Source organism: Stenotrophomonas maltophilia group sp. msm1, assembly GCF_032025805.1.
In the GTDB taxonomy this organism is placed as follows: domain Bacteria; phylum Pseudomonadota; class Gammaproteobacteria; order Xanthomonadales; family Xanthomonadaceae; genus Stenotrophomonas; species Stenotrophomonas hibiscicola.
The window spans coordinates 177,451-203,231 of sequence record NZ_JAVSKH010000002.1; the positions used below are offsets into that span (position 1 = coordinate 177,451).

The following is a 25,781-nucleotide window of genomic DNA, read 5'->3' on the forward strand; positions in this document are numbered from 1 at the left end:
GCTGGGCTGGGCCCCGGAGGGGGACTTGCAGCGTCCCCTGCGCCACCCACCCGCCCGGCCACGCGCGGCTTCTGCTTTTGCTTCTGCCTTCAGCGACCAACCCCATAGCCACGAGGGGCTGCGCCGTTGGCTGGAACAACCTGTTACCCATACGGGGCATGTACCCGTCACAGCTGCATGCGATGCTCACCACCTGATCCCTGCCAGCGAGAACGCCCGCATGACCACCATCATCGCCCCGCGCGTGCACGACATCGGCGGCCTCGAAGTCCGTCGCGCCGTCCCCACCCTGCAGGCGCGCAGCATCGGCTCGTTCGTGTTCGTCGACCAGATGGGCCCGGCACTCATGCACCCCGGCACCGCCATCGACGTGCGCCCGCATCCACATATCGGCCTGGCCACCGTGACCTACCTGTGGTCGGGCGCGATCGGCCACCGCGACACGCTGGGGTCGGACCAGGTGATCCGTCCCGGCGACGTCAACTGGATGACCGCTGGTCGCGGCATTGCCCATTCCGAGCGGACACCGCAACCGGACCGCGCCCACGACAACCCGATCCACGGCATGCAGACCTGGGTGGCGCTGCCGAAATCGCACGAGGAAATAGAACCGGCCTTCTACCACCATGCCGCGGCTACGCTGCCCGAGCAGCGCCGCAACGGTGCCTGGCTGCGGGTGATCGCCGGCCGCGCCTATGGCGAGGAATCGCCGGTGAAGGTGTTCGCCGATACCCTCAACGTGGCGATCGATCTCGACCCGGATGCGGAGATCGATATCGATGACGGCCACCGCGAACGCGCGCTGTACATCCTCGAAGGCGACGCACAGCTGGATGGCGTGGACATCCCTGCACAGCATCTGGTGATTCCCGAGGCCGGCGCACGCGGCCGCCTGCGCGCGAAGACGCCGGTGAAGGCGATGCTGTTCGGTGGCGAGCCGCTGGATGGCCCGCGCCACCTGTGGTGGAACTTCGTATCCAGCTCGAAGGAGCGCATCGAGCAGGCCAAGCACGATTGGGAGGCCGGCCGATTCGGCACCATTCCGGGCGACGACAAGGAGTTCATTCCGCTGCCGCAGTATTGAACATCGCGTGTTGCACACATCCGACGGTGTATCCCTGCACCCGGCGTTGACGCTACAGTCACCCGCTGATCACTGAAATGTGACATAAATCACACTTTCGCCCTCAAAGGAGTGCAACACATGAGCATGGGTAAACGCTTGTCCGCCGAATTCCTCGGCACGTTCTGGCTGGTGTTGGGCGGCTGTGGCAGCGCGGTGCTGGCCGCCAAGTTCGGTGGCGACGGCAATCCGCTGGGTATCGGGTTCCTCGGCGTCGCCCTGGCCTTTGGCCTGACCGTGGTGACCGGCGCCTATGCGTTCGGCCATATCTCCGGCGCGCACTTCAATCCGGCAGTCAGCGTCGGCCTGTGGGCCGGCGGCCGCTTCCCGACCAAGGACCTCGTGCCGTACATCATCGCCCAGGTGGCTGGCGGCCTGCTGGCCGGCTTCATCCTGCTGCAGATCGCGTCGGGGGCCAGCGGCTTCGCCATCGATGGCAGCCAGGCCGGTGCGTTCGCCAGCAATGGGTATGGCGCGCTGTCGCCTGGCGGTTACAGCGTGGCAGCGGCCTTCCTGTGCGAAGTGGTGCTGACCGCCGTGTTCCTGATCGTGATCATGGGCGCCACCCATGGCAAGGCGCCGGCTGGCTTTGCGCCACTGGCGATCGGCCTGTCGCTGACCCTGATCCACCTGATCAGCATCCCGGTCACCAACACCTCGGTGAACCCGGCCCGTTCCACCGCCGTGGCCTTCTTCGCCGGCAGCGGCGCAGTAAGCCAGTTGTGGCTGTTCTGGGTCGCCCCGCTGCTGGGCGGCGCGATCGGCGGCATCATCTACAAGTGGATCGGCAACGACCGCTGAGGCCTGTGCGCACCATTGCGGCCGACCATCGGCCGCAATGGTTACGTCTGCAACTTCGATTTGTGCGATCGCTCACGTTCCGTTAAGGTTGAGTTGACCGTCCGTGCACACGCCGGGCGGGGCGGCATCCGGGGATGGGATGCCACAGCCGCCAGTCCATCTGGTGGAGCCACACGACCGACCACCTTGGGGGATGCATGAAGTTCGCGCCTGTAGTGTTGTCGAGCCTGCTGTTCGCCGCGGCCCAGGCTGCCGCGCAGGCTCCCGCGGAATGTCCTTCGTTGCCGGCCAGCAGTGGCCTGCAGTGGCAGCAGCAGGTGTTGGCCGACCTTCTGGTCTGCCGCGCCAGCACCGGGGATGGACGCGAGGTACTGAGCCTGATGCTCAGCGCGCGTGACCCTGATATTCCGTTGAACCGGGCACTGCGCCAGGAAAAAGGCAGCTTCGGCGGTGAACCGCTTTACTGGTACCAGCCCGATCTCGGTGGCCAGCAGCCGCCCGGCTATGCCGAGCGCCGCATCAGCGTGGTCAAGCTGGACAAGAAGCGCTACGCGCAGATTTCGCTGTACCCGGACAGCGCCCAGGAGCTGGGCTCGCTGCAGCAGTTGGCGCAGGGCATGAGCCTGACCCCGTCAGCCGTGGCCGCGGGGCGCTGAAGGTGACGGGGATGACTGCCTGGCAGCATCCCCGCAGGATCCGACTCGCGGGACGTCCGCCGGGCGTGGCCCGGCGGCGTTGCCGGCTTCTTTCGACGGGCCATGCCCGGCGCAATCCATCAGAACTTGCCTTCCTGGAAATCGACGAAGGCCTGCATCAGTTCCTGCCGCGTGTTCATCACGAAGGGGCCATGGCGCATCACCGGTTCGCGCAGCGGACGGCCGGCAACCAGGATCAACCGCGCGCCTTCACTGCCCGCCGAGAGGTGCAGTTGCTCGCCTCCGCCCAACACCGCCAGTTCCTGGCGTGCAACGTCGCGCGCAGCGTCCTGCTCGCCCACCGTCAGCCCGCCCTCGAACACGTAGGCAAAGGCGTTGTGCCCTTCCGGCAGCGTGTAGGTCCAAGCCCGATCAGGCGCCAAGGTGATGTCGAGGTAGAGCGGATCGGTGGCCGGTTGCACGATCGGACCCCGGGTGCCGTCCACGCTGCCGGCAATCACCTTCACTGTCACACCCGGCTCCGGCTGCACCACCGGAATCCGCTCGGGCGCGAATTCCTGGTACTTCGGGTCAGTCATCTTCTCCTTTGCCGGCAGGTTCACCCACAGCTGGAAGCCGCGCATCTGCCCGCTTTCCTGCTCGGGCATCTCCGAATGCACCAGGCCACGCCCAGCGGTCATCCACTGCACGCTGCCCGGGGTCAGCAGGCCTTCGTTGCCGTGGTTGTCGCGATGCCGCATGCGCCCGTCGAGCATGTAGGTGACGGTCTCGAAACCGCGGTGCGGATGTTCCGGGAAGCCGGCGATGTAATCCTCGGCGCGGTCGGTTCCGAATTCATCGAGCAGCAGGAACGGATCCAGATCGGGCAGCGTGGGGCCGCCGATGACGCGGGTCAGGCGCACGCCAGCACCGTCGGAGGTGGGCAGGCCACGGATGGTGCGCAGCACGCGGGCCGGTTCGGGAAGGCTCATGGCGACTCCTGTTGGATGGATGCCAGTGAAGATGGACGCCATACGGCCGTACGCCAATGGATGGCGCCGCAACCGATTGTTCCATCCCTGATGTTCGCTGCACGTCAGCACAACGAACGTACGACCAAAGTACTACCGCCGATTCGTCCTGCGCCAATTGACCCTGTCGAAGGCAAGCGGGACTCTTTGACTGTCTTTCCGGGAGAGAGCACCTCATGAAAGGGTTTTCAAAACTGGGCTGGGCGGTACTCGCCCTGCTCGGCGCATTCTGTCTGGGCACCGTGGCACTGCGCCGCGGCGAGCACATCAATGCGCTGTGGATCGTCGTCGCCGCGGTTTCGCTGTACCTGGTCGCCTACCGCTTCTACAGCCTGTTCATCGCCAACAAGGTGATGCAGCTGGATCCGACCCGGGCCACCCCGGCGGTGATCAACAACGATGGCCTGGACTACGTGCCGACCAACAAGCACGTGCTGTTCGGCCATCATTTCGCCGCCATCGCCGGCGCCGGTCCGCTGGTCGGCCCCGTCCTGGCCGCACAGATGGGCTACCTGCCCGGCCTGCTGTGGCTGGTGGTGGGCGTGGTGCTGGCCGGCGCGGTGCAGGACTTCATGGTCCTGTTCCTGTCCAGCCGTCGCAACGGCCGCTCGCTGGGTGACCTGGTGCGCGAGGAGATGGGCCAGGTACCCGGCACCATCGCCCTGTTCGGTGCGTTCCTGATCATGATCATCATCCTGGCGGTGCTGGCGATGGTGGTGGTCAAGGCGCTGGCCGAAAGCCCGTGGGGCATGTTCACGGTGATCGCGACGATGCCTATCGCCATCCTGATGGGCGTGTACATGCGCTATATCCGCCCCGGCAGGATCGGCGAGATCTCGGTGGTCGGCCTGATCCTGCTGCTGGCCGCGATCTGGTACGGCGGCAAGGTCGCCGCCGACCCGGTGTGGGGCCCGGCGTTCACTTTCACCGGCACCCAGATCACCTGGATGCTGATCGGCTACGGCTTCGTCGCATCGGTGCTGCCGGTTTGGCTGTTGCTGGCCCCGCGCGACTACCTGTCGACCTTCCTCAAGATCGGCACGATCATCGCGCTGGCCGTCGGCATCCTGATCGTGATGCCGGATCTGAAGATGCCGGCGCTGACCCAGTTCGCCGCCAGTGGCGACGGCCCGGTGTGGAAGGGCGGCATGTTCCCGTTCCTGTTCATCACCATCGCCTGCGGTGCGGTCTCTGGTTTCCATGCGCTGATTTCCTCCGGCACCACGCCGAAGCTGCTGGCCAATGAAGCGCACATGCGCTACATCGGCTACGGCGGCATGCTGATGGAATCGTTCGTGGCGGTGATGGCGCTGGTCGCGGCCTCGATCATCGACCCGGGCATCTACTTCGCGATGAACAGCCCGGCGGCGGTGATCGGCGCCGATGCGGCGTCGGCGGCGCACTACATCACCAACACCTGGGGCTTCACCATCACGCCGGAGCAGCTGACCGCGACCGCGGCGGCGATCGGCGAGCCGACCATCCTGCATCGTGCAGGTGGTGCACCGACACTGGCGGTGGGCATCGCGCAGATCCTGCACGAAGCGATCCCCAGTGGCAGCGACGCAATGATGGCGTTCTGGTACCACTTCGCGATCCTGTTCGAAGCATTGTTCATCCTGACCGCGGTGGACGCTGGCACCCGTGCCGGACGCTTCATGCTGCAGGACCTGCTGGGCAACTTCGTCCCGGCGCTGAAGAAGACCGAGTCGTGGACCGCCAACATCATCGGTACCGCCGGCTGCGTGGCGCTGTGGGGCTACCTGCTCTACACCGGTGTGGTCGATCCGTTCGGCGGCATCCAGACCTTGTGGCCGTTGTTCGGCATCTCCAACCAGATGCTGGCCGGTATCGCGCTGATGCTGGGCACGGTAGTGCTGTTCAAGATGAAGCGCGACCGCTATGCGTGGGTCACTGCGGTACCGGCGGTGTGGCTGCTGATCTGCACCACCTATGCCGGCTTCATCAAGATCTTCGACAGCAACCCAGCACAGGGGTTCCTGGCCCAGGCACACAAGTTCCAGGCTGCCATTGCCAGCGACACCATCACCGCACCGGCCAAATCGGTGGCGCAGATGAAGCAGATCGTGGTCAACGCCTACGTCAACACCGGCCTGACCGCGCTGTTCCTGCTGGTGGTGGGCGCTGTGCTGGTGTATTCGATCAAGACCATCCTGGCGGCACGCCGCAATCCGCAGCGCAGCGACCGCGAGACCCCTTACGTGGCACTGAAGCCGCACGAAATGGTGGATCTGTGATGAGCACGCAACTGGTTCCCGCCGGCCAGTACCAGGCGCACCGCCGCATCTGGCGGCGCCTGGTGCAGACCGCACGTCTGTGCTGTGGCATTCCCGATTACGACAACTATGTCCGGCACATGCTGGAAAAGCACCCGGACCAGGAGCCAATGGACTACAAGACGTTCTTCCGCGAACGCCAGGAAGCGCGCTACGGTGGGCGCAATGGTGGCCGCTGCTGTTGAGGGTTGGGTGCCGGGCTTGCAGCCCGGCACCCGCAGAGGCAACTGCAACTGCAACGGCGAAAGCGTCGGCTCTGGTTTTCCGTGAATTTGGCGGGGTGGTGTCGGATGGCGGGGACGCCGTAAACCCGTCCTTGGGGGCTTGGCCGCGGCATCCATGCCGCGGATACCCCGCCATCCGACACCACCCCACCTTCGACAGATTTCCGTTGACGGCAAGAAGCATCAGGAGGCAGATCCGTTTCCGCGGGGAAACGGATCTGTCCTTTCTTTGTTCATGGATACCCATGAAGTGCATCCACGCATGATGTGGATCTATCCGGTGGCACGCAAAAAGAAAGCCGAGCGTGGGCTCGGCTCTGCACGGGGAAAGCGTGTCCACGGCAATTGCCGTGAACACGCAACATGATCGTCAGCTCAGGACTCAGGCCCCGGCCATCCACTTCAGGATCAGGCCGGTGACATACGCCAGCCCGGTGCCGGTGGCATAGCCCACCGTACCCAGCAGCACGCCCACCGGCGCCAGCGTCGGGTGGAACGCTGCTGCCACCACGGGAGCCGAAGCGGCTGCGCCGATGTTGCCCTGCGAACCAATGGCGAAAAAGAACAGCGGCGCGCGCAGCAGCTTGGCCACCACCCACAGCACCAGCACGTGGGTGGCCATCCAGATCGCGCCGAGCAGGAACAGCCACGGCCTGTCCAGCAGCGACAGCAGGTTCATCTGCATGCCGATGCAGGCAATCAGGAAGTAAAGGAACACCGTGCCCAGCCGCGAAGCGCCTGCCGCTTCCAGCCGGCGCGCACGGGTGAAGCTCAGGCCCAGGCCCATCGCCGTGGACAGCAGGATCACCCACACGAACTGGCTGTCCAGGCTGAACTGGCTGGCCCAGCTGATATTGGCCTTGAACCAGCCCGACAGCGGCGCGGCGATGGCGTGGGCCAGGCCGACGCCACCCAGTGCCACGCCGACGATCACCATCAGGTCGGTCATGCTGGGGATGCGCGCGTTCTGTGCCTCGTAGGCGCTGATCCGTGCCTTCATCTCGTCGATGGCGCGGGTGTCGGCCCCGTTGCGGGTATCGATCTGCTGCGCGCGGTTGGCCAGGAACAGCAGGATCGCCATCCACAGGCTGGCACAGGCCACGTCGACCACGGCGAACTGGCCGAAGGTGGTGGCGTCGGTGCCGAACACCTCGCGCATGGCCACCATGTTGGCGCCGCCACCGATCCAGCTGCCGGCCAGCGCGGCCATGCCGGCCCAGGTATCACCGGCCACGGTTTCCGGGTGGATCAGCTTCATCAGCTGGAACGAGACGATTGCGCCGAGCATGATGCCAGCGGTACCGGCACAGAACACGAGCAACAGCTTCGGGCCGAGCTTGATGACGCCCTTCAGATCGATCGACAGGGTCAGCAGGACCAGTGCAGCCGGCAGCAGCACGTCACGCGCGACCGGGTTGTACAGCGAGGTGTTGTGGCCATCGATGACACCGGCGGTGTTGTAGATGGCGGGAATGAAGTAGCACAGCAGCAGCGCCGGCACCCAGGCGAAGATCTTCTTCAACAAGGGGGTCGGACCACTGGCAGCCCAGAAGATCAGGGCCAGGGTGGCGGCGATCAGGCCCAGTCCAACGATATCGTTGCTGATCAGGGCGGTAGCGGGTTCGGTCGGCATGGTATCCTCTGTCGATCGAAAGAGCGGAAAAAAAAGCGCCGCATAAAGCGGCGCAGTTCCAGATTAACACTGTCTTCACGCCGGGTCATGCCGCAGCGCGGAGCAGGTCGGCCGCTTGATCAGGCCGGGCGCGAAGCGCCAAAGTCCAGGGTGACGCGTGTCCCGCGCGGCTCGCAGGGCTGCAACTGCAGTGTCCAGCCCAGGTGTTCACACAGCCGCGCGATCAGGTCCAGGCCGATGCCGCTGCCACGGTCGGCACGCCCGCCGCGGGCCATGCGTGCATGGATCGCCGCGATCTCCTCCGGGCTCATGCCGTGCCCGGGGTCCTGCAGGGTCAGCACCGCCGACGGACTCAGCTGCAGTTCGATATGGCCGCGACCGCTGTTCTCGATGGCATTGCGCAGCAGGTTGCCGATCGCCGCCTGCACCACCGCCATCGGCGCGACGATATCCACCGGCGCGGCCTGGATACCGATGCTCAGGTCCTTGTCGCCGAGGAGGTAGCGATGGTCGTCGACGATCTCCGGCAGCAGCTGGTCCAGCGCGATGCGCTCGGCACGCACCGCCAGGCGCGCCGGATCGCGCGCCAGCACCAGCAGCAGCTCGATCAACTGCTCCACGCTCTGCGCCGTGCGCAACACCCGCTGCATCTGCTGGCGGGCGCGCTCGGGCAGGCCCGGTTGCTCCAGTGCCAGTTCGGCGGCACCGGTCATCACGGCGATCGGCGTGCGCAGTTCGTGGCTGGCGGTGCTGATGAAGACCCGCTCACGCTCGACGAACTGCTCATTGCGGTCAAGGTAATCGTTCAGTGCATCGGCGATGGTATGCAGTTCGGAACTGCCGCGTGGATCGACCTCGATGCGCTGGCCCTGCACGCCCGGCCGCAACGCGGCGATGTGCTGTGCCAGCAGGCTCAGCGGGCGCACCATGCGTTCCATGCCGAACGACGCCATCAGTACGGTGACGAAGATCATGATCACCCCGGCCAGCATCACCCAGCGCGTGGCGAACTGTTCCAGGTCATGAAAATCGGAAATGTCCAGAACCAGCGCGACCCGGCCCATCGACTCGGTTTCGCGCACCATCACCGCCGTCTCACGGCCCTTGATCATTACGCCGTCATGCAGCCCCGGATGCAACGTACGCAGAGCGTCGGGCAGGTTGACCGCATCGAAGCGATACAGGCTGAGCGTGTCCGAATCCTGCCAGCGGTAATGCGGCTCATGCTCGACGTGCTCGACGATGCTGTCCAGTTCGGAGTTGAGCAGTGCGCGCCAGGCGGCGTGCTCGGCATGCTCGTGCACATAGTTGCCAACGCTGAACACCGCCAGTGAAAGCAGCGCCAGATAGCCCAGCAACCACCACACGACCCGACGGTACAACGGGCCCGGCTTACGCGCCTTCATCGTCATCCTTGCCGGCATCGCTGGTGGAACTCACCGCCAACCGGTAGCCCACCCGCGGCAGCGTGTGGATCAGTTTCTTGGCGAACGGGCCGTCGACGCTGCGACGCAACTCGTAGACGTGCGAGCGCAGCAGGTCACCATCCGGCGGCTCATCGCCCCACAGGGCGAACTCCAGCTGCTGTCGTGTCACCGCCCCCGGGCTGGCCCGCATCAGCACTTCCAGCAATTTGCGGCAGGCCGGGTACAGGTGCAGCAGCTGGCCCCCACGCTGGGCCTCCAGCGTTGCCAGATCCAGTACCAGGTCGCCCACCTGCAGGCGCTTGCGCGGGTTGCGGCCCTGCGCACGCAGCAACAGCGCCTCCAGCCGCACCTCCAGTTCTGGCAGCGCGAACGGCTTGGTCAGGTAGTCGTCGGCACCGGCGCGGAAGCCGGCAATCTTGTCCGGCAGCTCGTCACGCGCGGTCAGCATGATCACCGGCACTTCCGATGCTTGCTCGGCGCGCAGCCGGCGCAGCACCTCCGGGCCCTCCATGCGCGGCAGCATCCAGTCCAGGATCACGGCGTCGTAAGGGTGGCTGCCGACCAGGTGCAGGCCGGTGATGCCATCCGGGGCCACGTCAAGCACATGCCCGCGCGACTCGAAATAGTCGAACAGGTTGGCTACCAGCTGGCGGTTGTCCTCGATCACCAACAGACGCATGCACGAAACACCCACGGAAGTTCGTACCATGGTAGCGCCGCGCATGTCGGAATGCGGTCGCCCCGGCCCCGCTCTGACGCTTTTCCCACCCCTGCCACCTCAGAATGGCCGTTTTGCTCCCGGAGCCTGCCGTGCCCGTAGCCCTGCCCCGCCGTTGGCGCCTGCCCCTGTTGTGGCTGTTGATCGTTGCTGCGCTGGCAGCGGGGATCGGCCTTCGGCAGCCGCAGCCGCCGGACGAGCCGCGCTTCGTGCTGGCGGCCCGGACCATGGTCGAAAGCGGGCAATGGCTGCTGCCGCACCGGGGCGTGGAGCTGTATGCGGAGAAGCCGCCGGTCTTCATGTGGCTGCAGGCGGCGGCCTACGAGATCGTCGGCAGCTGGCAGTGGTCGTTCCTGCTGCCGTCGCTGCTGGGCGCCCTGCTCAGCCTGTGGCTGGTGTCGGATCTGGCACGCCGGCTGTGGTCACCGCGGCATTCCCTGTATGCCTTGGCGGCGCTGTTCTGCACCCTGCAGTTCGGGCTGATGGCCAAGCGCGCGCAGATCGACATGGTGCTGGTGGGCATGACCACGGTGGCCCTGTGGGGCCTGATGCGCCATCTCTGCGAGCGCCGCAACCTGCCCGCACTGTGGCTGGCGGGTTTCGCGGCCGGCCTGGGGACAGTGACCAAGGGTGTGGGTTTCCTGCCGCTGTTGATGGTGCTGCCATGGTTCGGCTGGTGGCTGTACCAGCGTTGCCGCGGCCTCAGGGGGGATGGTCCGCACCCGGCAACGCTGCTGTGGCTGATCCCGGCCTTCCTGCTGGGCGTGTCGGTGTGGCTTGCGCCGCTGGGCTGGGCCCTGCTGCACACGCCCAGCGCCGAACTGCAGGCCTACGCGCATGAGCTGTTGTTCAAGCAGACCGGTACTCGCTATGCCAACGCCTGGCACCACCGCCAACCGGTCTGGTACTACCTGCAGGTGATCCTGACCCTGTGGCTGCCCGGCAGCCTGTTGCTGCCGATGCTGTTCAGACCCTGGTGGCGCCGCCTCCGCCGAGGCGACCGCCGGCAGTGGCTGCTGCTCGGCTGGGCCGTTCTGGTGCTGGTGTTCTTCAGCGCCAGCCCGGGCAAGCGTGAGGTGTATGTGCTGCCGATGCTGCCGGCAATGGCACTGGCGGCGGCGCCACTGCTGCCGGGCCTGCTGCGCCGGCTGTGCGTGCGCCGCTACCTGTTCGGCTACAGCGTGGTGCTGATGCTGGCCACCGGCGTGCTCGGCGTCATGCTGTTGACCGAACACCCTTGGGCCCTTGCGCAGCTTGAGCGCCGGGCAATGCCCGATACGCTGCTGCCGGTGCTGGGCGATGGCCTGCTGACCTTCGCCATCGCCCTGGCCACGCTGATCGTGTGGCTGCGGGTGCGCCGCGCCGCAACGCTGGTGCTGCTGACCCACGGCATGCTGTGGATGCTCTACGGCCTGGTGTTGATTCCGGCGCTGGATCCCTACGCTTCGGCGTCGGCGCTGATGCGCCGGGTCGGCGCACGGATCGGGCCGGACGCCGAACTGGCGCTGGTCGCCTGGCGCGAGCAGAACCTGCTGCAGGCCGACCGCGCGGTGCGCGAGTTCGGCTTCAAGCGGCCTTGGGCCGAGCAATGGCACGATGCCGGCCCCTGGCTCGCCGAAGCGCCGGACAAGCGCTGGCTGCTGGTGCTGGACGATGCAATGAGTCCCTGCGTGGACCCGGCCAAAGTGATCGACATCGGCATGGCCAACAGGAATCGTTGGCAACTGCTTCCCGGTACGGCCTGGGACCCGCAATGCCACGCCGAACGGGCCGGCTCGACCGCCGAAGAAGACTGAACGTTGACTCGTGCCGGGGAATCATTAACCCAGTGCGAACGGGCGTCCGACCCTTCTCCGACATGCGGGTGACGAGCATGACTGCGGATTCCCAAACCGCCCTTCCCCAGCATGCCCGTCCGTCCCCTTGATGCGGTAGCGCCGCTTGCGACACCACTGGCGTCTCGATTTGCCGTAACTCACCTCTGGCTGCCTGTCGCAATCGGTCTGCCATTGTTTACGCTGCTGATGGACTTCGGCGGTGATCAATGGGTGGCCGATCACCTGTTCCGTCTTGAAGGCAGCCACTGGGCGCTGCAGGACGCCTGGATCACCCGCAGCGTCGTGCACAAGGCCGGCAAATGGTTGAGCACGGCGGCGGCGCTGGTCGTGATCCTGCTGTGCTTCCACCACTGGCGTAAGGGTCGCGATCGCACCCTGCAATGGGCGCTGCTTTATGTCGTGATTGCCATGGCACTGGGCACCGGCGCGATCTCCCTGCTGAAGTCGCTGGTGCCGATGGAATGCCCGTGGGACCTGCTGCGCTACGGTGGCCACCAGCCTTTCATCGGGCTTTTCACGGCGCGCCCCGCTGGCATGGCCGCGCAGGCCTGCTTCCCGGCCGGTCACGCCAGTGCTGGCTACGCCTGGCTGTGTCTGTACTATTTCGCCCTGCTATGGCGCCCGTCGTGGCGCTGGACCGGGTTGTGGATCGGCCTCGGCGCCGGCCTGGTGTTCGGCATCAGCCAGCAGCTGCGCGGTGCACATTTCCTTTCGCATGACGTTGCCACTGCATTGATCTGCTGGTTGCTTTCGCTGGGCCTGTATCTCATCGTCAAGCGCGTCCTGACACACCGTCAACCGAACCATGCCAACCGCCAGGAGGCAAACGCATGAGCGCATCGGTCCAACGGCCCGCCCGCCTCCCCGCCCTTGCGGGTCTACGCCACTGGCGGCCGCAGCTGTCCACCGAAGCGCTGATCGCGCTGACCAGCCTGTTCTTCGCGGTGGCCGGCAATGGCCTGTTCTGGCACAGCGCGATGGCCAGCCATCCAGGCAGCCTGCGCTACGCGCTTTCACTGCTGCTGTTGCTGCTGGGCGCTCACGGCGTGCTGCTGGGCATCCTGGTCTGGCGCTGGAACGCCAAGGTGGTGATCAGCCTGTTGCTGCTGGTGACCGCATTCGCCGCGCACTACATGAGCCGCTACCACATCTACCTGGATGCGGACATGCTGCGCAACGTGCTGGCAACCGACCCCAAGGAAAGCCGCGAGCTGATGACCGTGTCGCTGCTGTGGCCGGTGCTGTTGCTTGCGGTGCTGCCGATGATCGTGCTGTGGCGCGTGCAGCTGCGCCGCCGCAGCTGGGGCCGCAGCCTGATGTCGCGGCTGGGCTTCCTGGCGGTGGCCGCAGTGACCGCCATCGGCGGTGCCCTGATCTCGTTCCAGGATGTCTCGGCACTGATGCGCAACCAGCGTGAAGTGCGCTATCTCGCGACACCGGCCAATGTCCTGTTGGGCATGCCGCGTGCATTGCGTGGCGACAATCCGGTGCAGCGCGCGCCGAAGCTGCCGATCGGTACCGATGCCAAGGCCACCCCGCGCGCGCCGGCCAGCAAGCCGCGCCTGCTGGTGATCGTCATGGGCGAGACCGTGCGTGCGCAGAACTGGGGGCTCAACGGTGGCCGCAACACCACCCCGGAACTGGCGCAGGCCAGCGTGATCAATTTCCCGGACATGCACTCGTGCGGCACCAGCACCGAGGTTTCGCTACCGTGCCTGTTCTCGCCATGGGGTCGTCACGACTACGACGAAAAGAAGATCCGTGCGCACCAGTCGCTGCTGCACGTCCTGGACCGCGCCGGCATCGTGCCGTTGTGGCGTGACAACCAGTCCGGCTGCAAGGGCGTGTGCGAAGGCCTGGACTTCCAGTCGCTGTCCGATGCCACCACGCCGGGCCTGTGCGCCGATGGCCGCTGCATGGATGAGATCCTGCTGCAGGACCTGGCCACCCAGGTGCGGGCCAGGCCCGGCGACCGGGTGGTGGTGCTGCACCAGCTGGGCAACCATGGCCCTGCGTACTTCGAGCGTTATCCGGCCGCCTTTGCCCGCTTCAAGCCAACCTGCGACACCCGTGACATCGGCCGCTGCTCGCGCGAAGAGATCACCAACAGCTACGACAATGCCGTGCTGTACACCGATCACTTCCTGAGCAAGACCATCGGCACGCTGCAGGGCATGCAGGACTACGACACGGCGATGATCTACCTGTCCGACCACGGCGAGTCGCTGGGCGAAAAAGGCCTGTTCCTGCACGGCGTGCCCTACGCCATCGCCCCGGCCGAGCAGACCCGGGTACCGATGACGATGTGGTTCTCGCCGGGCTTCGCGAGCAGCCGCGGGTTGGACCTGCAATGCGTGCGCAAGCGCTCGACGGCATATACCGACCATGACAACCTGTTCCCGTCGGTGCTGGGCCTGATGCAGGTGAAGACCTCGCTATACGAGCGCGACCGCGACGTGTTCGCCAACTGCGAGAGTTGAGGGTTTGTCGGCAGGGCTGCGCCCTGCACCCGCCGAGGCCACTGCACAAGCAACGGCAACAGCAGAAGCAGGCGATTCGTGGCTTGGCGGGGCGGTGTCGGAATGCGGGGACGCCGCAAGTACGTCCATGTAGGCTTGGCAGCCGCATCCATGCGGCTGACACCCCGCACTCCGACACCGCTCCACCTCTGACAGATTGTCCCGATCTGGTAGATCCACGCCATGCGTGGATGAATTTCCATCGGAATCGAATAGTCGAATTGAATTCGAAAAGCATCCACGCATGGCGTGGATCAATGACACGTCGCGGAAATCTGTCGAAGGCGGGGTGGGTCCGGTTGCGGGGGCGTGAGCGCCATGGATGGCGCGACCGAGCCTCCATGGACGGATTTACGGCGCCCCCCGCAACCGGACGCGCCCCGCCAAACCACGGATAGTCCGCTGTTGCTGTTGCTTCGGCCTTTGCCCTTGCTTGAAAGCCTCTGCGGGTGCCGGGCGCGGCCCGGCCGACTTCCGCCACTTGCGGTGGCAGCGACGGCCCACTAGCCTTCGGCCGTCGTTCACCACCCAAGGACCGCCCGTGAAACACCGTCATCTCCTGCTGGCCTCGGCAATCGCCGCCGCCACGCTGGCCCTGGCCGCCTGCAAGAAGGAAGCTGCGCCAGGTACCGATACCGCCAGCAGCAGCGCCCCGGCCGGCGAAACCGCCGACCAGTTCGTGGCCCGCATCAATGCCGAGTTCAAGGCCGCCTACCCGGAGATGACCTCGGCGCAATGGCTGTCCTCCACCTATATCAACAGTGATTCCGAACGCATCGCAGCCAAAGCCAACGAACGCTCGTTGACCCAGCTCAACAGCTGGATCGAACAGGCCGCCAAGTTCGACGGCAAGCCGATGAGCGAGGACAGCAAGCGCGCGATCCACCTGCTGAAGCTGATGTCGTCGATGCCGGCGCCGCGCGACCCGGCCAAACTGGCCGAGCTGACCCAGATCGCCACGCGCATGGAAGGCAGCTATGGCGCCGGCAAGTACTGCACCGATGCCAACGACCCGAACTCCTGCCGGCAGCTGGGCGAGCTGGAGCAGGTGCTGGCACGCAGCCGCGACTACGACAAGCAGCTCGACGCCTGGCAGGGCTGGCACAGCACCACCAAGAACATGCGCGGCGACTATCAGAAGTTCGTCGGCCTGGTGAACGAAGGCGCCAAGGGCATGGGCTTCACCGATGCCGGCCAGATGTGGCGCAGCGGCTATGACATGCCGCCGGAGCAGATCGGCCCGGAAACCGATCGCCTGTGGGAACAGGTCAAGCCGATGTACGAACAGCTGCACTGCTATGCGCGCGCCAAGCTGGACAAGACCTACGGCAAGGACAAGGCCGAAGTGGGCAATGGCCTGATCGCCGCGCACCTGCTGGGCAACATGTGGCAGCAGGACTGGTCCAACCTGTGGGACCAGCTGGAACCATATCCGGGTGCCGGCAGCTTGGACATCACCGCTGCACTGGAAAAGCAGTACCAGACCAACCTGAGCGCGGCGCTGGCCAAGGCCGGCAAGGACGCCAGTGTGGCGGCCCAGTACAAGGCGCAGCGCGAAGCCGAACTGCGCACCGCCAAGCAGATGACCGAGCGCGCGCAGGACTTCTACGTGTCGCTGGGCATGCCGTCACTGCCGCAGTCGTATTGGGAAAAAACCCAGTTCATCAAGCCTGACGACCGCGACGTGGTCTGCCACGCCAGCGCCTGGGACATGAACATGGAAGGCGACGTGCGCACAAAGATGTGCATCAAGCCAAACGAAGAGAATTTCACCACCATCTACCACGAGCTGGGCCACATCTATTACGACCTGGCCTACAACCCGCTGCCGCCGCTGTTCCAGGGCGGTGCCAACGACGGCTTCCATGAAGCGATCGGCGACACCATCGTGCTGGCGATGACGCCCAAGTACCTCAGCTCGATCGGCCTGGTCGACGCGCCGACCGAAAGCCGCGAGGCGGTCATCAACAACCAGATGCGCATGGCGCTGTCGGGCGTGTCGTTCCTGCCATTCGGGCTGATGATCGACCGCTGGCGCTGGGGCGTGTTCGATGGCTCGATCACCGCCGACAACTACAACAAGGCATGGTGGGACCTGAAGGCCAAGTACCAGGGCGTGGCCCCGGCCAGCAGCCGTGGCGAAGAATTCTTCGATCCGGGCGCGAAGTATCACGTGCCGGGCAACACCCCGTACACCCGTTACTTCCTGGCGCGCATCCTGCAGTTCCAGTTCTACAAGGGCCTGTGCGACGCCTCGGGGTACAAGGGCCCGCTGCATGAGTGCACCTTCTACGGCAACAAGGAAGCCGGTCAGAAGTACTGGGCGATGCTGAGCAAAGGTGCCAGCCAGCCGTGGCAGGCCACGCTGAAGGAGCTGACCGGCACCGACAAGCTCGATGCCGGCCCGATGATCGAGTACTTCACACCGGTCAACGAGTGGCTGAAGCAGCAGAACGAAGGCCAGATGTGCGGCTGGCAGGCCAACGCGGCCCCGGCGGCGAAATGAGAAAAGGGGCGGGTCCGCGAGGATCCGCCCCTTTCTGGTAGTGCCGGCCGCGGCCGGCAACTGCACGGTGGAAATCCGTCTGGCAGCCGGCCAGCGGCCGGCTCTACCGCAACAGCGATCAGCTGTTCTTCTTCGCTGCCATCGCCGCGGCCAGCTCGGCCTTGAACTCCTCGAAGGTCTGGCCCTTCTCCTTTGCTTCGGCCTGTGCGGCATCACGAAGTGCATCGGAGTACATCAGGCGCACCGGCGTGCCATTGCGTTCGTGCAGCTCACCGGCCTGCATGATCAGCGCCAGCACCTGCGCAGCGCTCTCGCTGTGGCCGGCGATGCGGCCATCCATGCCCAGCACCCATTCGCCATCGCGGCGAACGACACCGGCCAGCAGGGTGCGCTGCGCGTCGCGCAGTTCGGCATGCGGCTCCACCGGCGACGCCTGCGCGGCTGCCTTGTTGGCGGCCTGCTTTTCCTGGCGACGGCGCTGGTCGCGGCGGGTCTTGGAGCTGGTGGACATGGTGCGGTACCGCTGCGAAGGGGGCGCAAGGATAACGCACCCCGCCCGCAGCGCTGCTTCACGCGTGCTCGATCCAGCACGGTCAGTCCAGCACCTTGCCGTGCCGCCAGTAGCCCATGAAGGTGATCGCGCGGCGGTCCAGCCCGCAGTCGCGGACCAGGTGGCGACGGATCGCCATTACCGCCGCCGCCTCGCCTGCCACCCAGGCATACAGCGGCCCGGCCACGCGGGTATCGGCCTGCTCCCAGAGGATCTGCGTATCGACGTCGATCTCATCCGGCGCATCGCCGGCCGCCGCGCCCGGGGCCGCTGCCAACCGCGCCTGGACCGCCTGCAGCAACGGCTGTCCGTAGGCGGCCCGCCCGCGCGGCAGCCAGACCAGCTCGGCGCTGGAGGGCGCCTTCAGGTGCACGGCATCACCGGCCTGCGCCACCTCCAGCAGCGCCAGCGTGCGCGGCGGATCGACCATGGCCGCCAGTTCCTCGAGGATGCCGGCCACCGCCGGCAGCGCGGTTTCATCCGCCACCAGCAGCACCTGGCCGACTCCCATCGGCGGTTTCCATTCCCAGCCTTCGCTGCTGTCGGCACAGTCGGCATCGGGGGCCAGCAGCACTACGCGGTCGCCCGGGCGAGCGTGGACGGCCCAGCGCGAGGCCGGCCCGGTTTCGCCATGCAGCACGAAATCAACGTCGACCTCGCCCTGCTCGGCACGCAACTGCCGGATCGTGTAGGTGCGCATGGGCGGGCGCTGGTCGTCCGGAAGTGCCCGGTAGCGCGGATACCAGTCCTCGCCGCTGGGCACCGGCGGCACGTCCTGGCCGGGCAAGGGGAAGAACACCTTGATGCGCTGGTCCGGGCCTTCGGTCTTCATCCGCGCCACGTCGGCACCGGTGAATACCATGCGGTCCAGGGAAGGAGAAAGAACGCGGCGCTCCTTCAGCGCCACCTCGAACAGGCGATAGGTCTGCTGCGCAGCCATGGGGGAACCTCATGCAACGACATCGGATCGGCTGGCTGTCGTGCATCCACGCACCGGCTGGCTGGAGTGCCCAGCCTAGTCCGGTCGTTCCTCGCCGCAAGCGTTGCGGGCATCGCGGCCTGCCCTACCCCTGCGCGCTGCTCAATGGCCCGTGCAGGCTGCCTGCGCCGCGCGTTCACGCTGGTGTTCCCAGTACCAGAACACGAAGCCGGCGCCGAAGAACGCGGCCTGGCCCAGCGCCAGGTGCAGCGGGCTGGCACTGAGCAACGGCGACACCACGCCGGCCACCACGGTGCTGATCATCAGCTGCACGAAGGCCTGCAGCGACGAGGCCAGGCCGCGCTGGTGCGGATACATGTCCAGCACCGCCAGCGCCAGGATGGGGAAGATCAGCGCCATGCCCATGCCGCCCAGGAAGATCGGCAGCACTGCCCACGGCAACACGAACTGCGGCGACAGCGCCACGTAGCCGACATTCAGCAGCGCCGACAGCGCGCACAGGCTGAAACCGATGGCGACCTGGCGGGTGGGCGTGGTGTGCCCGGCCATGCGCCCGGACAGGAACGAGCCGGTGGTCATGCCGCCGATGGTGGGGATGAACAACCAGGCGAAACCGCCCTCGCCCAGGTGCAGGTGCTGCATCACGAACACCGGCGCCGACGAGATGTACAGGAAGATGCCACCGAAGCCGATGCTGCCGGCCAGCGCCAGGCGCAGGAAGCGCGGGTTGAAACCGATGCGCACGTAATCGCGCATCAACGCGTGCGGCGACAACGGCACGCGCGCTTCGACCGGATGGGTCTCCGGCAGGTAGCGTGCAGTGGCTGCCAGCAGGACCAGCGCGAACACCACCAGGAACCAGAAAATCAGCGGCCAGCCGGCGCCACTGAGCAGGATCCAGCCACCGATGATCGGCGCGATGGCCGGGGCGATGCCGAACAGCATCGACACCTGGCTCATCAGGCGCTGCGCGTCGTGGCCATGGTAGAGATCGCGGATCACCGCGCGGCCGACGATCATGCCGACACCCGCCGACAGGCCCTGCAGCGCGCGGAACGCCAGCAGCGTGGCCAGATCGGTGGACAGCGCACAGCCGACCGAGGCGCCGACGAACACCACCAGGCCACCGAGGATCACCCGCTTGCGCCCCCACGCATCGGACAGCGGGCCATGCGCCAGGCTCATCAGGCCATAGAACAGCAGGTACACGCTGATGGTCTGCTGCACCGCCACCTCGTCCACCGACAGGCGCTGCGCCAGCTGCGGGAACGCGGGGAAGATGGTATCGATCGAGAACGGGCCGAACATGGCCAGGCCGGCAAGCAGCAGGGCCATGCGGCGGGTGGAGGGAGCAACGGCGGCGGTCATGAAGGAAGCGTCCGGCAGGGCCATGCGCGGCACGCACGGCGGGCGCCGGTCCCGCTGCAACGGGGACGGCGCCAGATGAATTCGGGTATCCGCCCATCATAGGTGGGGATTGCGCCCGATGCCATGCAGCGGTGCACAAAACGCACGGCCGGGCCATCGGCCATTCAGCCGCGGGCCCGCGCCGGGGCGCGGCCAGCGGGCCCGCAACGGGCTATAATCGGCGGGCAACACGGTGGGAGAAGCGGAACACCGCTGCCGAAGGCGCAACGCCCGTAATCGCTCAGGCCCGATACCACCCGTAACAGAACTCTGGAGAGACCGGTTCGATCCGGCGCCGAAGGGGCACGAAGCCGCGGTTTTCCGCGCTTCCAAACTCTCAGGCAAAAGGACAGAGGGGCGCCCCGCAGACCGCCGACCGGCGGCTTGTGCCCGTGCGTGTGCCCTTTCCTGACGGATCCTTCGCCATGTCCCAGAACACCCCTTCCCTGCGTGAGCTCGAGCACCACAATGCGTTCGTCGAGCGCCACATCGGCCCCAACGATGCCGAGATCGCGCAGATGCTCGACGTCGTCGGCCACGCGTCGCTGGATGCGATGACCGATGCCATCGTGCCGGCCAAGATCAAGTCGCCGGCGCCGCTGGCGCTGCCGGAGTCGATGACCGAAGTGCAGGCACTGGCGAAGATCCGTGCGATCGCCGACAAGAACACCGTGCTGCGCAGCTTCATCGGCCAGGGCTACTACGGTACCCACACGCCGAACGTGATCCTGCGCAACATCCTGGAAAACCCGGCCTGGTACACCGCCTACACCCCGTACCAGGCGGAAATCTCGCAGGGCCGCATGGAAGCGCTGATCAACTTCCAGACCCTGTGCGCCGACCTGACCGGCATGGAAATCGCCAACGCCTCGCTGCTGGACGAAGCCACCGCCGCCGCCGAAGCGATGACCCTGGCCAAGCGTTCGGCCAAGTCGAAGTCGGACACCTTCTTCGTGCACGATGCCGTGCACCCGCAGACCCTGGAACTGCTGCGCACCCGCGCCGAGCCCATGGGCATCGTGCTGCGCGTCGGCACCCCGGCCGAGGCACTGGAAGCAGAAGCCTTCGGCCTGCTGCTGCAGTACCCGGACACCTTCGGCCAGGTCGGTGACTACAAGGCGCTGGTCGATGCCGTGCACGCACGCGGCGGCCTGGTGGCCGTGGCCACCGACCTGCTGGCCCTGACCCTGCTGGCTGCCCCGGGCGAATGGGGCGCGGACATCGTGGTCGGCAACAGCCAGCGTTTCGGCGTGCCGTTCGGCTTCGGTGGCCCGCACGCCGCCTTCATGGCCTGCCGTGACGCCTACAAGCGCTCGATGCCGGGCCGCCTGATCGGCGTTTCGGTCGATGCCCAGGGCAACCCGGCATACCGACTGACCCTGCAGACCCGTGAGCAGCACATCCGCCGCGAGAAGGCCACCTCCAACATCTGTACCGCACAGGTGCTGCTGGCAGTGATGGCCTCGATGTATGCGGTCTACCATGGCCCGGAAGGCCTGACCCGCATCGCCCGCCGCACCCACCGCCTGGCCGCCATCCTGGCTGCGGCACTGCGCAACGCCGGCGTGCAGGTCGGTGGCGACTTCTTCGACACCCTGCACGTCACCGGCGTGCACGCCGATGAGATCCATGCCAAGGCACGCGCCGCCGGTTACAACCTGCGCGCGATCGACAGCGACTCGGTCGGCATCAGCCTGGACGAGACCGCCACCCGCGCCGACGTGGTCGCGCTGGCCGCCGTGTTCGGCGCGCAGGCCGACATCGATGCGCTGGACGCAAGCACCGCCGACGCGCTGCCGGCCGGCCTGCTGCGCCAGTCTGCGTTCCTGACCCATCCGGTGTTCAACACCCACCACAGCGAGCACGAACTGCTGCGCTACCTGCGTTCGCTGGCCGACAAGGACCTGGCGATGGACCGCACGATGATCCCGCTGGGTTCGTGCACCATGAAGCTCAACGCCACCGCCGAGATGATTCCGGTGACCTGGCCGGAGTTCTCGCAGATCCACCCGCTGGTACCGGCCGACCAGGCGCTGGGCTACAAGGAACTGATCGACACGCTGGAAGCGATGCTGGTCGAATGCACCGGCTACGACGCGGTCAGCCTGCAGCCGAACTCCGGCGCACAGGGCGAGTACGCCGGCCTGCTGGCGATCCGCGCCTACCACCGCTCGCGCGGCGAAGGCCACCGCGACATCTGCCTGATCCCGGATTCGGCGCACGGCACCAACCCGGCCTCGGCGCAGATGTGCGGCATGAAGGTGGTGGTTACCAAGACCGATGCCAACGGCAATGTCGATGTGGAAGACATCCGCCTCAACGCCGAGAAGTACAGCGACCGCCTGGCCGCGATCATGATGACCTACCCGTCCACGCACGGCGTGTTCGAGGAAGAGGTGGTCGAGATCTGCGAGATCATCCACAAGCACGGCGGCCAGGTGTACACCGACGGCGCCAACATGAACGCCCTGGTCGGCGTGGCCAAGCCCGGCAAGTGGGGTTCGGACGTTTCGCACCTGAACCTGCACAAGACCTTCTGCATTCCGCACGGCGGTGGCGGCCCGGGCGTTGGCCCGTGCGCGGTCAAGGAACACCTGGCCCCGTTCCTGCCGGGCAAGCTGGGTGACAACGGCCCGGTCGGCATGGTCAGCGCCGCCAGCTTCGGCAGCGCCTCGATCCTGCCGATCAGCTGGATGTACATCGCGATGATGGGCCGCGAAGGCCTGCGCAAGGCCACCCAGGTCGCGCAGCTCAACGCCAACTACATCGCCAAGCGCCTGGCGCCGCACTTCAAGACGCTGTACACCGGCCGCAACGGCCTGGTGGCGCACGAGTGCATCCTCGACGTGCGCCCGCTGGAGAAGACCAGCGGCATCGGTGCCGAGGATGTGGCCAAGCGCCTGATCGACTTCGGCTTCCACGCCCCGACCCTGAGCTTCCCGGTGGCCGGCACGCTGATGGTCGAGCCGACCGAGAGTGAGTCGCTGCACGAGCTGGACCGCTTCATCAACGCCATGATCCAGATCCGAGAGGAAATCAGCGCGATCGAAGACGGCCGCCTGGACCGCGAGGACAACCCGCTGAAGAACGCGCCGCACACTGCCACCGCAGTGACCGCCAGCGAGTGGACCCACGCCTACCCGCGCGAACTGGCTGCCTTCCCGCTGGCCAGCCTGAAGCAGAGCAAGTACTGGCCGCCGGTGGCACGCGTCGACAACGTGTACGGCGACAAGAACGTGATGTGCGCCTGCATCCCGGTCGACGCCTACAAGGATGATGAAGTCGAAGCGTGATTGACGGAACGGCCCGCGCAAGCGGGCCGTTTTCGTTTACGGTAGCGCCGGGCCATGCCCGGCGAGCGCAGCGGCTGAACCGATCACGGGTCCGGCATCTGCCCCAGGCTCAACTGCCACGACACCCCGAAGCGGTCCTGCACCCAGCCGTAGCGGTTGCTGAAATCGTACTCGCCCACCGGCATCAGCCAGTGGCCGCCCTCGCCCAGCACGCGTGCCGCGCGCTCGAACTGCTCTGCGCCGGAGCACTCGACGAACAGCGAGATCGACGGCGAGAAAGTGAAGTCGTGCACGTCCAGGCTGTCAAAGCACAGGTAGTGGGTGCCACCGAGCAGGAAGATGGCCTGTCGGACCTGCCCGGGCACGCCGGCACCGGCGCCGTCCGGATGGCGCTGCATTGCCAGCAGGCGGAAATCGGCGAAGGCCTAGGAGTACAGGGCCAGGGCGGCCTCGGCCTGGCCGGTGAACATCAGGAAGGGGCGACTGCGCAGCATGCGGTACTCCCGGTCGACGGGCCGCTGGCGGCCCACCTGCGCACAGTGCCACGCGGAGTGTGTGCCTGTTGTAGAGCCGAGCCCATGCTCGGCTGGCGATCGCGCAAACAGCAGCCTCGACCGTAGGGTCGGCTCTACAGAATCACGCCTCGCGCATGCGCCGCGCGATGGCGCTGCCGGCGGCGATCGTGGCGGTCAGCGCAACCATCGACAGGAACTGCAGACGGGTGTGCGCCTCGCTCAGCAGCAGGCCGAAGATCAGCGCCAGGATGCCCAGCGCGCACACGGTCAGCCACGGGAAGCCCGCCATGCGGAACGGCAGCCGGGTACCCAGGCGATCCGCGCGGCGGCGCAACACCAGTTGTGAGACCAGCGACAGCGTCCACACCAGCAGGCAGGTCGAACCGACGATGTTCAGCAGCACCGGCAGCACCCGGTCCGGGAACAGCAGCTCCATCACCGTGGCGGCGAAACCGAACAGGACGCTGGCCAGCACGGCGATGACCGGCACCTGGCGCGGATCGGTCCAGCCCAGCACGGCCGGGGCTTCACGTCGCTGCGCCAGCGAATACATCATGCGCGAGGCGCCGTAGAGGTTGGCATTGAGCGCCGACAGCAGCGCGATCACAGCGATCAGGGTGATGGCGGTGCCTGCGCCCGGAATACGGGCAATGTCCAGCACCGCGGCGAAGGGCGACTTCAGCGCCTCGCTGGTCCACGGCACCACGGCGATGATCACGCTCAGCGAGCCGATGTAGAACACCAGGATGCGCCACGCCACGGTGCGGATGGCACGGGCGATGCTGCGCTCCGGATCTTCGGTCTCCGCCGCCGCAACGGCCACGATCTCGGTGCCGCCGAAGGCAAACACCACCACCAGCAACGCCGCGCCGATCCCGGCCAGGCCCTTCGGCGCAAAACCACCATGCTCGGTGAAGTTGCTCAGCCCAGGCGAGGTCACCTGCGGGAGCCAACCCATCAGCAGCGCCACACCGATGGCAATGAACGCCAGGATCGCCGCCACTTTCAGGATGGCGAACCAGAATTCGAACTCGCCGAAGTTCTTTACCCCGAGCAGGTTGATGGCGGTGAAGAACAGCATGAAGGCCAGCGCCGCCATCGGTACAGGTACTGCTGGCCAGACCGTGGCCAGCAGACCGGCCGCTCCCACCGCCTCGGCGGCGATCACGATCACCAGCTGCACCCACCACAACCAGCCGACGGTGGCACCGGCGGTGGCGCCCATGGCATCGGCGGCATAGACCGAGAACGCGCCGCTGGTCGGTTTGGCCGCCGCCATTTCGCCCAGAGCGTTCATCACGATGATCACCAGCGCGCCGGCGACCAGATACGACACCAGGACCGCCGGACCGGCCGCCTGCACACCCACGCCCGAGCCGAGGAACAGCCCGGCGCCGATGGCGCTGCCCAGGCCCATCATGATCAGCTGGCGGGGCTTGAGCGAATGTCCGAGGCGGGACGGCGAAGCGGTCGGAATCGAGTTGGGCATCGGCAGGGCTGGCGGCGGGCTACAGGGGCGACACCTTACCCTGTCCCATGCCCGCGGGGATAGGCACAGCGCAGCAGGCGGCTCAGGCCAGTGCCGGCTCTCCGACACTGCCACCAATACGGGCGCGGTAGGCACGCGGCGAGAAACCGGTTTCAGCCTTGAACTTGCGGGTAAAGGCGCTCTGGTCGCTGAAACCGCAGGCCTGGCCGATGCTGGCGATGCTCTCGTCACCGTGCAGCAGGTGCATGGCCATCTGGATCCGCAGCCGGGTCAGCACCTGCTGCGGGGTCATCTGGAACACCTTGCGGAAGCTGCGCTCCAGTTTGGACAGCGAGAAGCCGGTGATGTCCAGCAGGGTCTGCATGCGCACGTTCTCGGCGTAGTGCGCGTTGAGGTGGGCCAGCGCCAGCCGCAGCTGCTCGTACTGGGTGCCGAGGCTGTCCTTCTGGCCCAGGTCGCGGGAAATGCCGATCAGGCCCTCGATGGCGCCATCGACCAGCAGCGGGCGCTTGCAGGTCAGGCACCAGCCCGGTTCGCGGTTGGCGAACAGGTGCAGCTCCATCAGGTTCTCGATCACCTCGCCGGACAGCACGCGGGCATCCTGGTCGACATAGTCCGCGCTGAGGCCGGTCGGGTAGATCTCGGCCGCGGTCCGCCCGATGACGTCCTTGCGCGCGCGCAGGCCCAGCCGTCGCAGCATGGTCTGGTTGACGTGGGTGTACCGCCCCTGGCGGTCCTTGATGAAGAACAGCACGTCCGGGATGGCGTCGAACAAGGCTTCGATGTCGGCGGGCTCGACTCGCATGCGGCAAGCATACCCGAGCCCGCTTTTGCC

At 66.5% G+C, this 25,781-nt stretch carries 19 protein-coding genes, 1 pseudogene and 1 riboswitch; of the genes and pseudogenes, 10 read left to right on the forward strand and 10 right to left on the reverse strand.

The features are described 5' to 3' along the window. Window positions 1–220 precede the first annotated feature (220 nt). From ROV95_RS08455 to ROV95_RS08465, 3 genes are all read left to right on the forward strand, one after another. A complete protein-coding gene (locus ROV95_RS08455) occupies window positions 221–1,084 on the forward strand; it encodes a pirin family protein (RefSeq protein WP_021203180.1) in 864 nt (287 codons plus the stop codon). A 120-nt stretch (window positions 1,085–1,204) separates the two neighbouring features. After that, on the forward strand, window positions 1,205–1,924 hold the full coding sequence (gene aqpZ / locus ROV95_RS08460; protein WP_019338641.1) for an aquaporin Z: 720 nt from the start codon (window positions 1,205–1,207) through the stop codon (window positions 1,922–1,924). 197 nt (window positions 1,925–2,121) lie between these two features. Next, window positions 2,122–2,580 carry a hypothetical protein gene (locus ROV95_RS08465; protein WP_019662176.1) on the forward strand — a complete coding sequence of 153 codons (459 nt, stop codon included), beginning with the start codon at window positions 2,122–2,124 and terminating at the stop codon, window positions 2,578–2,580. A 119-nt stretch (window positions 2,581–2,699) separates the two neighbouring features. Here ROV95_RS08465 and ROV95_RS08470 read toward each other — a convergent pair whose 3' ends face one another. Beyond that, entirely contained in the window at window positions 2,700–3,551 is an 852-nt protein-coding gene (locus tag ROV95_RS08470) for a pirin family protein (protein ID WP_019662177.1), read from the reverse strand. 215 nt (window positions 3,552–3,766) lie between these two features. On the opposite strand from ROV95_RS08470, the gene ROV95_RS08475 reads away from it, so the two are divergent. Beyond that, window positions 3,767–5,848 (forward strand): carbon starvation CstA family protein, encoded by a 2,082-nt coding sequence (locus ROV95_RS08475; RefSeq protein ID WP_312543959.1) that lies wholly within the window; start codon window positions 3,767–3,769, stop codon window positions 5,846–5,848. After that, window positions 5,848–6,072 carry a CstA-like transporter-associated (seleno)protein gene (locus tag ROV95_RS08480; protein ID WP_005410613.1) on the forward strand — a complete coding sequence of 75 codons (225 nt, stop codon included), beginning with the start codon at window positions 5,848–5,850 and terminating at the stop codon, window positions 6,070–6,072. Before ROV95_RS08475 ends, ROV95_RS08480 begins: the two co-directional genes overlap by 1 nt. Window positions 6,073–6,493: 421 nt before the next feature. Here ROV95_RS08480 and ROV95_RS08485 read toward each other — a convergent pair whose 3' ends face one another. The 3 genes from ROV95_RS08485 to ROV95_RS08495 form a co-directional block, all read right to left on the reverse strand. Next, window positions 6,494–7,744 (reverse strand): DUF819 family protein, encoded by a 1,251-nt coding sequence (locus ROV95_RS08485; protein WP_019662179.1) that lies wholly within the window; start codon window positions 7,742–7,744, stop codon window positions 6,494–6,496. 119 nt (window positions 7,745–7,863) lie between these two features. Beyond that, complete coding sequence (locus ROV95_RS08490; protein WP_155029940.1) at window positions 7,864–9,150, reverse strand: HAMP domain-containing sensor histidine kinase; 1,287 nt, start codon at window positions 9,148–9,150, stop codon at window positions 7,864–7,866. After that, window positions 9,137–9,850: a response regulator transcription factor gene (locus ROV95_RS08495; RefSeq protein WP_312543961.1), complete on the reverse strand. Its 714-nt coding sequence runs from the start codon at window positions 9,848–9,850 to the stop codon at window positions 9,137–9,139. The genes ROV95_RS08490 and ROV95_RS08495 overlap by 14 nt, the downstream gene beginning before the upstream one ends. A gap of 131 nt (window positions 9,851–9,981) precedes the next feature. Here ROV95_RS08495 and ROV95_RS08500 point away from each other — a divergent pair, with 131 nt between their 5' ends. The 4 genes from ROV95_RS08500 to ROV95_RS08515 all read left to right on the forward strand — a co-directional run bounded on the left by ROV95_RS08500 (window position 9,982) and on the right by ROV95_RS08515 (window position 16,752). Continuing rightward, window positions 9,982–11,685: a glycosyltransferase family 39 protein gene (locus ROV95_RS08500; protein ID WP_312543962.1), complete on the forward strand. Its 1,704-nt coding sequence runs from the start codon at window positions 9,982–9,984 to the stop codon at window positions 11,683–11,685. 111 nt (window positions 11,686–11,796) lie between these two features. Continuing rightward, the gene (locus tag ROV95_RS08505) at window positions 11,797–12,561 is read left to right on the forward strand and encodes a phosphatase PAP2 family protein (RefSeq protein WP_312543963.1); all 765 of its coding nucleotides are present in this window, start codon (window positions 11,797–11,799) and stop codon (window positions 12,559–12,561) included. Continuing rightward, complete coding sequence (locus ROV95_RS08510) at window positions 12,558–14,207, forward strand: phosphoethanolamine--lipid A transferase (protein ID WP_233653868.1); 1,650 nt, start codon at window positions 12,558–12,560, stop codon at window positions 14,205–14,207. Before ROV95_RS08505 ends, ROV95_RS08510 begins: the two co-directional genes overlap by 4 nt. A gap of 580 nt (window positions 14,208–14,787) precedes the next feature. After that, on the forward strand, window positions 14,788–16,752 hold the full coding sequence (locus tag ROV95_RS08515; RefSeq protein ID WP_188250366.1) for a M2 family metallopeptidase: 1,965 nt from the start codon (window positions 14,788–14,790) through the stop codon (window positions 16,750–16,752). A gap of 118 nt (window positions 16,753–16,870) precedes the next feature. Here ROV95_RS08515 and ROV95_RS08520 read toward each other — a convergent pair whose 3' ends face one another. The 3 genes from ROV95_RS08520 to ROV95_RS08530 all read right to left on the reverse strand — a co-directional run bounded on the left by ROV95_RS08520 (window position 16,871) and on the right by ROV95_RS08530 (window position 19,610). Then, window positions 16,871–17,263 (reverse strand): hypothetical protein, encoded by a 393-nt coding sequence (locus tag ROV95_RS08520; RefSeq protein ID WP_008265644.1) that lies wholly within the window; start codon window positions 17,261–17,263, stop codon window positions 16,871–16,873. Between the two features lie 82 nt (window positions 17,264–17,345). Continuing rightward, the gene (locus ROV95_RS08525) at window positions 17,346–18,242 is read right to left on the reverse strand and encodes a siderophore-interacting protein (protein WP_164144781.1); all 897 of its coding nucleotides are present in this window, start codon (window positions 18,240–18,242) and stop codon (window positions 17,346–17,348) included. Window positions 18,243–18,383: 141 nt separating this feature from the next. Continuing rightward, on the reverse strand, window positions 18,384–19,610 hold the full coding sequence (locus ROV95_RS08530) for a multidrug effflux MFS transporter (RefSeq protein ID WP_312543968.1): 1,227 nt from the start codon (window positions 19,608–19,610) through the stop codon (window positions 18,384–18,386). 299 nt (window positions 19,611–19,909) lie between these two features. Continuing rightward, window positions 19,910–20,012: riboswitch (glycine riboswitch) on the forward strand. 62 nt (window positions 20,013–20,074) lie between these two features. Between ROV95_RS08530 and gcvP the strand changes: the two genes are divergently transcribed. Beyond that, window positions 20,075–22,942, forward strand: coding sequence for an aminomethyl-transferring glycine dehydrogenase (gcvP, locus tag ROV95_RS08535; RefSeq protein ID WP_021204410.1), 2,868 nt, complete (start codon window positions 20,075–20,077; stop codon window positions 22,940–22,942). 83 nt (window positions 22,943–23,025) lie between these two features. On the opposite strand, the pseudogene ROV95_RS08540 reads toward gcvP, so the two are convergent. The 3 genes and pseudogenes from ROV95_RS08540 to ROV95_RS08550 all read right to left on the reverse strand — a co-directional run. Further along, a pseudogene (locus ROV95_RS08540) lies at window positions 23,026–23,352 on the reverse strand (VOC family protein); the annotation flags it as partial. A gap of 226 nt (window positions 23,353–23,578) precedes the next feature. Next, window positions 23,579–24,946 (reverse strand): amino acid permease, encoded by a 1,368-nt coding sequence (locus ROV95_RS08545; protein WP_134734760.1) that lies wholly within the window; start codon window positions 24,944–24,946, stop codon window positions 23,579–23,581. An 82-nt stretch (window positions 24,947–25,028) separates the two neighbouring features. After that, window positions 25,029–25,751, reverse strand: a complete 723-nt coding sequence (locus ROV95_RS08550) for an AraC family transcriptional regulator (RefSeq protein WP_021204412.1) — start codon at window positions 25,749–25,751, stop codon at window positions 25,029–25,031. Window positions 25,752–25,781 lie beyond the last annotated feature (30 nt).